General features: G+C 70.3%; 5 protein-coding genes and 1 tRNA gene. 5 read left to right on the top strand and 1 reads right to left on the bottom strand.

Annotated features, from left to right (window positions below; translation table 11 throughout):
- Positions 1-2,264, bottom strand: a 2,264-nt coding sequence (locus MHW47_RS30470; RefSeq protein ID WP_239227101.1) for a nitrate- and nitrite sensing domain-containing protein, incomplete at its 3' end; no start/stop codon positions are given.
- Between the two features lie 583 nt (positions 2,265-2,847).
- Here MHW47_RS30470 and MHW47_RS30465 point away from each other — a divergent pair.
- The 5 genes from MHW47_RS30465 (at position 2,848) to MHW47_RS30445 (ending at position 6,380) form a co-directional block, all read left to right on the top strand.
- Positions 2,848-3,045 (top strand): hypothetical protein, encoded by a 198-nt coding sequence (locus MHW47_RS30465; protein WP_239227100.1) that lies wholly within the window; start codon positions 2,848-2,850, stop codon positions 3,043-3,045.
- Between the two features lie 111 nt (positions 3,046-3,156).
- Complete coding sequence (locus tag MHW47_RS30460) at positions 3,157-3,933, top strand: fumarylacetoacetate hydrolase family protein (protein WP_239227099.1); 777 nt, start codon at positions 3,157-3,159, stop codon at positions 3,931-3,933.
- A complete protein-coding gene (gene gltX, locus MHW47_RS30455) occupies positions 3,926-5,437 on the top strand; it encodes a glutamate--tRNA ligase (protein ID WP_239227098.1) in 1,512 nt (503 codons plus the stop codon). Before MHW47_RS30460 ends, gltX begins: the two co-directional genes overlap by 8 nt.
- A 66-nt stretch (positions 5,438-5,503) precedes the next feature.
- Positions 5,504-6,223 carry an HAD family hydrolase gene (locus tag MHW47_RS30450; protein WP_239227097.1) on the top strand — a complete coding sequence of 240 codons (720 nt, stop codon included), beginning with the start codon at positions 5,504-5,506 and terminating at the stop codon, positions 6,221-6,223.
- A gap of 85 nt (positions 6,224-6,308) precedes the next feature.
- Positions 6,309-6,380, top strand: a tRNA-Gln gene (locus MHW47_RS30445).
- Positions 6,381-6,435 lie beyond the last annotated feature (55 nt).

Genomic DNA, 6,435 nt, shown 5'->3' with positions numbered 1-6,435 from the left:
CCGGGGCCGCCCACGGCCCGGTTCTGCTGGCCGGGTCCGCCGCTGCCGCCCGCGAGCAGCCCGCCGGGGGCCTGCTGGCCGGGCGCCTGCTTCGGGGCCGGCTGCTTGCCGCCGTGCGCGACGTCGACCGGGAGCATGACCAGTGCGGTGGTGCCGCCCGAGTCGGAGGGGCGCAGCTGGATGCGGATGCCGTGGCGCAGCGAGAGCCGGCCGACCACGAACAGGCCCATGCGGCGGGAGACCGAGACGTCCACGGTGGGCGGCGAGGCGAGCCGCTCGTTGATCGCCGCCAGGTCCTCCGGGGACAGGCCGATGCCGGTGTCGTGGATCTCGACGAGCACCCGGCCGTCGGGCAGCGCGTGACCGGTGACCCGGACCTTCGTCTGCGGCGAGGAGAACGAGGTGGCGTTCTCCAGCAGCTCGGCGAGCAGGTGCACGAGGTCGTTGACGACCCGGCCGGCGACCTCGGTGGCGGGCACCGCGGCCAGTTCGATGCGCTCGTACTGCTCCACCTCGGACGCGGCGGCGCGGAGCACGTCGACGAGCGGGACGGGCCGGGTCCAGCGGCGGCCCGGCTCCTCGCCCGCGAGGACGAGGAGGTTCTCGCCGTTCCGGCGCATACGGGTCGCGAGGTGGTCGAGCTTGAAGAGCGAGGAGAGCTGGTCCGGGTCGGCCTCGCGCGACTCCAGCTCGGAGATGAGCGAGAGCTGGCGCTGGATGAGACCCTGCGACCGGCGCGAGAGGTTGGTGAACATCGCGTTGACGTTGCCCCGCAGCAGGGCCTGCTCGGCGGCGAGGCGGACCGCCTCGCGGTGCACGTCGTCGAAGGCCGCGGCCACCTTGCCGATCTCGTCGCGCGAGTGGACGCCGACCGACTCGACGGAGGTGTCCACGTCCTGCGGGTCGGACTCGGAGAGCTGCTTGACCAGCTCGGGCAGGCGGTCCTGGGCGACGCGGGTCGCGGTGTCCTGGAGGCGCCGCAGCGAGCGGATCATGGACCGGGCCACGACGAACGCGCCGACCAGGGAGACGCCGAGCACGAGCAGGATCAGCGCACCGGAGATGATCGCCTCGCGCTGCGACTCGTCGCGCAGCTCGCGGGCCTTGCTCTCCATGTCGCTGAGGAGGGTCTCCTCGATCAGCTTCATGGCGTTGATCTTGGTGGTGTCCTGGTCGTACCAGTTCATGTACGAACGGCGCGAGGCGGGACCGCTCACCGCGGTCGGGTTCTCCAGGATCTTCTTGGCGTACGTCTCCGCCGCCTTGATGTCCGGGTGCCCGTTCTCCAGCGTCGCGGTCAGCTCCTCGGCGTTCTTGCCGGTGGAGGTGTAGATCGCGTTGAAGGAGTTGCGGGCGGCCGACTCCTTGCGCTGGGCGGCCTGGCCGAACTGCTGGTCGTTGCGGTCGAGGTCGGGCTTCTGCTCGTCGCTGGTCGGCAGTGCGGCGGCGATGACCGCGCGCTGGATCGAGGCGTACTCCTTGGAGGAGGAGAACGCCGCGAGCGCACGGGTCCGCTTGATCATCTCGGGGCTGCTGGTCGCCTGCGCCATGTCCTGCGAGAGGCTCAGCAGCGAGGTGATCAGCTGGCTGTAGGCGTCGATCGTCTGGAGGCTCGGGGTGCCCTTGGCGTACGCCTGCTCGCGGATGTCGCGGATGGAGCTGAGCTGCGCGGCGATCTGCTGGACGCTGGTGTGGATGCTCTCCAGCGTCTCGTCGCCGGCGGTGTCGCCGATGTCGTCGGTGGCCCCGAAGAACGCCTTCTTCGCCCGGTCCGTCTTCTTGCGCGGCTCGGTGACCTTGAAGTCGGTCTCCGGCACGTTGTTGGACAGCGGGCCGGCCGTCCGGTCGCGCTCCTCCTGGAGCGCCTGCGCCAGCGACGTCGCCTGCTTCGTCATCTTGGTCAGCAGCTGCATGTGCTCCAGCTGCTGGATGTCGTTCATGGAGTCGTTGATGCGCAGACCGCCGAGCGTGGTCGCGGCGACCACGGGGAGGGCCAGCAGGGAGACCAGGCGCGTACTGATGCGCCAGTTGCGCAGCGCCAGCCGCGAGCCCGTGTTGACCGGGCCCCGTGACCTGGGCGCGGTGGCCTGTTCGGACTCGCCGCCGGCCGGGGCGGCACCGGGGTGCCGTTCGCGGTCGCCGTGGTCACCGGCCGCGGCCGGTGCGGGGTTCTGGGCGTGCTGGGGCGAGGAACCGCGGTCGGTCCCGCCGCGCGGCTCCTGTTCCGCCGCAGCGCTGCCATCCCTCTTGAAACGTCCCTGCACTAGCGTCGCAACCTCTGGACCAGGCGCTTCTCCGTCGTGAACGGAGAAAACGGTGTCGGCGTGGTGGGGCGTTGGGCCGCCCCCATTAGGTGGTCGTGAATGACCGGCGCTCTTCCCCTTCCCGCCGCCACTCGGCGCTGCGTTGCGCCCCCTGCGCGCCGGTTTGAAACCTGCGGCGGTGCGTGGAATTTCAGCACAGTGGCGGATCTCCAACAAGGGCCAGGTACCGGGCTGTGACCTGGGTGACACCGTGTGACGACCGTGTGACAAGCGGTGGGGGCGGTTCAGTGACATATCGGACCATTGGGTGCGACTCCGCTCGGGAGGGCGGGTGTCCCAGTCGCCATGATCAGGAGCGGAATGGCAGGTTCAGGGGTGACATGTCCGTTTCGGCGGTCCAGACCACGCGCCCGAATTGGCCCTATTGTCGGGCTGTTCGTGAGCAAACTCACACAAAGATCGCGTCGAGTTCCAGCCACCGGCAGGGAATTACATGTTTAGCCTGACGCTTTACTGGGAGGGCAGAACCGACAACCGGCGCCCTCGCACGAGCGGCGCCCCGACGACAGGGTCCGTACGGCAGATGAACACCCCGACGCTCCGCAACCTCGCCAACCCCCGGCGCACCACCCTCACCCACCTCAAGGACGCCGGGTCGCTGCAGACCGCGGAACTCCGTGAGCACGCGGTCCAGCTGCCCGCCCAGACCGCCAACCCCCGCCGCACGATCCTGATGACGGCCCCCACGGCCCCCACCGCCACCCCGCCCGCCGCGGAGTGACACCGCACGGGCGCCCCTCACGCCTCTGCTCCTGACCCGCCGGGCAAAGAGCTAGCCTGGAGCGTCAAGGTCTTCAGGCACCCAGCAAGCAGTGAGGGGCGACAGCAACCCGTGCGCATCGCCAGGTTCTCCATCGACGGCAATGTCGCCTTCGGCGCGGTCGAGGGCGACGGGCCCGACGGTCTCGTCCTCGACATCATCAAGGGCATCCCGTACTCCGAGTTCGAGCTCTCCGGGACCAAGGTCCCGCTGAACAAGGTGCGGCTGCTGCCGCCCGTGCTCCCCAACAAGGTCGTGGCCATCGGCCGCAACTACGCGGAGCACGCCGCCGAACTCGGCCACGAGGTCCCCGACGTCCCCGTCGCCTTCCTCAAGCCCACCACCTCGGTGATCGGCTCCGGCGACAACATCGAGTACCCCTCCTTCTCCGAAGAGGTCCACCACGAGGCCGAGCTGGCCGTGGTCATCGGCCGGATGTGCCGCGAAGTGCCGCGCGAGCGGGTCAAGGACGTCATCTTCGGCTACACCTGCGCCAACGACGTCACCGCCCGCGACGCCCAGAAGCGGGAGAAGCAGTGGGCGCGCGCCAAGGGCTTCGACACCTCCTGCCCCCTCGGCCCCTGGGTGGAGACCGACCTCGACCCCCGCGACCTCGCCATCCAGGCCACGGTCAACGGTGAGCAACGCCAGCTCGGCCGGACGAGCGACATGATCCGGAGCATCGAGGACCTGGTCGTCCACATCACGGAAGCCATGACGCTGCTTCCCGGCGACGTGATCCTCACCGGCACTCCCGCGGGGGTCGGACCCCTCCACGTCGGCGACGAGGTCGCCGTCACCATCGAAGGCATCGGCACTCTCACCAACAAGGTGATCAAGCGTGGCTAACGCAGCATTCCCCAAGTTCTCGACTCCGCTCGAACAGGGGAGGCCCCACCGTGTACGTTTCTGTCCCTCCCCGACCGGCAACCCCCATGTCGGCCTGGTCCGGACGGCTCTCTTCAACTGGGCCTTCGCGCGGCACCACCAGGGCACCCTGGTCTTCCGCATCGAGGACACCGACGCCGCGCGCGACTCCGAGGAGTCCTACGAGCAGCTCCTCGACGCCATGCGCTGGCTCGGCCTCGACTGGGACGAGGGCCCCGAGGTCGGCGGCCCGCACGGCCCGTACCGCCAGTCCCAGCGGATGGACATCTACCGCGACGTCGCCGACAAGCTGCTGGCCGGCGGCTACGCGTACCCCTGCTACTGCACCACGGAGGAGCTGGACGCCCGCCGCGACGCCGCCCGCGCCGCCGGCCGCCCCTCCGGCTACGACGGCCACTGCCGCGACCTCACCGCCGAGCAGAAGGCCGCCTACGAGGCCGAGGGCCGCACGTCGATCGTCCGGTTCCGGATGCCCGACGAGGCGATCACCTTCACCGACCTGGTCCGCGGCGACATCACCGTGCAGCCGGAGAACGTCCCGGACTACGGCATCGTCCGCGCCAACGGCGCCCCGCTGTACACGCTGGTCAACCCGGTGGACGACGCGCTGATGGAGATCACCCACGTGCTGCGCGGCGAGGACCTGCTCTCCTCCACCCCGCGCCAGATCGCCCTCTACCGGGCACTCATCGAGCTGGGCGTCGCCAAGGACATCCCCGTGTTCGGGCACCTGCCGTACGTCATGGGCGAGGGCAACAAGAAGCTCTCCAAGCGCGACCCGCAGGCCTCCCTCAACCTCTACCGCGAGCGCGGCTTCGTCCGCGAGGGGCTGCTCAACTACCTCTCGCTGCTGGGCTGGTCCATCGCCGAGGACCGCGACATCTTCGACATCGACGAGATGGTCGCTGCCTTCGACATCGAGGACGTCAACGCCAACCCGGCCCGCTTCGACCTCAAGAAGTGCGAGCACGTCAACGCGGAGCACATCCGCCGCATGGACGTGAAGGCGTTCACCGAGGCGTGCGGCCCCTGGCTGAAGGCGCCGTTCGCCCCCTGGGCCCCGGAGTCCTTCGACGCCGCGGTGTTCGCCGAGATCGCCCCGCACGCCCAGACCCGCATCACGGTGCTCTCCGAGATCACCGCCAACGTGGACTTCCTGTTCCTGGACGAGCCGGTGCGCGACGAGGCGTCCTGGGCCAAGGCGATGAAGGAGGGCTCGGACGCCCTCCTCGTCACGGCCCGCGCCGAGCTGCTTGCCGCCGACTGGAACGCGGACGCCCTCAAGGCCGCCGTCCTCGCCGCCGGTGAGCAGCACGGCCTCAAGCTCGGCAAGGCCCAGGCCCCGGTCCGCGTCGCCGTCACCGGCCGCACCATCGGCCTGCCGCTCTTCGAGTCCCTGGAGATCCTCGGCCGCGAGCGCACGATCGCCCGCATCGACGCGGCCCTGGCCCAGCTGGCCGCGTAACCCCCCTCGCGCACGCCGGAGGCCGGACCCCCTACGGGGCCCGGCCTCCGGCGTTAGCGTGGGGCCATGCCCATCAGAGCCGTCCTCTGGGACATCGACGACACCCTCTTCGACCACACGGCGGCCGCCGCCACCGGCATGGCCCGGCACATCGCGGCCGAGGGGCTGCCCCCGGGGCACGCCACCGCCGAGGAGGCCGTGGCGGAGTGGCAGCGGCTCAGCCGGCGGCACTGGGCGCGGCTCGCGGCCGGGGAGACGGACTGGGAGGGACAGCGCCGGGACCGGGCCCGGGAGTTCCTGGGCAGGCCGCTGGACGACGCCGAGGCCGATGCCTGGTTCGCGCGCCACGTCGCCCACTACGAGAGCGCCTGGGCCCTCTTCCCGGACGTGGTCCCGGCGCTGGACGCGCTGGTGGGGACGTACCGGCACGCCGTGCTCTCCAACGCCGCGCAGGACCCTCAGCACCGCAAGCTCACGGCGCTCGGGGTGCGCGACCGGTTCGAATCGCTGCTGTGCGCCGTCGAACTGGGCGTCTCCAAGCCCGCGCCGGAGGCCTTCCTCGCCTCCTGCGCGGCGCTGGCCCTGGAACCGCACGAGGTGCTGTACGTGGGGGACGAGCCGGACATCGACGCGGCGGGCGCCACGGCCGCCGGTCTGGCCGGCGTCTGGCTGGACCGGCTCGGCCGCGGCGGGCGGCCCGAACTGGTGCGCATCACGGGGCTCGACCAGCTGCCCGGACTGCTCGCGGGCGATACCCGTTTTGGAGCGCCGGACACCTTCGGGTAATGTTCTTTCTGCGCCGCCCGGGCGGGCCGAAAGATCCGGCCGGGAAGCGCAGACAGAAACAAAACCCTCAGGGGTTGCGTTTCAGTGGGCTATGGTGTAATTGGCAACACTACGGTTTCTGGTACCGTCATTCTAGGTTCGAGTCCTGGTAGCCCAGCGCAGTACAGCAAGTTGTAGGACAAGCCCCCGTTGTGTAGCGGCCTAGCACGCTG

Origin of the sequence: Streptomyces sp. OfavH-34-F, assembly GCF_022347745.1 — a bacterium.
GTDB lineage: Bacteria > Actinomycetota > Actinomycetes > Streptomycetales > Streptomycetaceae > Streptomyces.
This window is presented reverse-complemented; position numbering and strand designations above follow the sequence as displayed.

Coding starts and splice junctions, on each gene's coding strand:
- MHW47_RS30465 (WP_239227100.1), top strand. CDS start 2,848: ATGAACACCCCGACGCTCCGCAACCTCGCCAACCCCCGGCGCACCACC.
- MHW47_RS30450 (WP_239227097.1), top strand. CDS start 5,504: ATGCCCATCAGAGCCGTCCTCTGGGACATCGACGACACCCTCTTCGAC.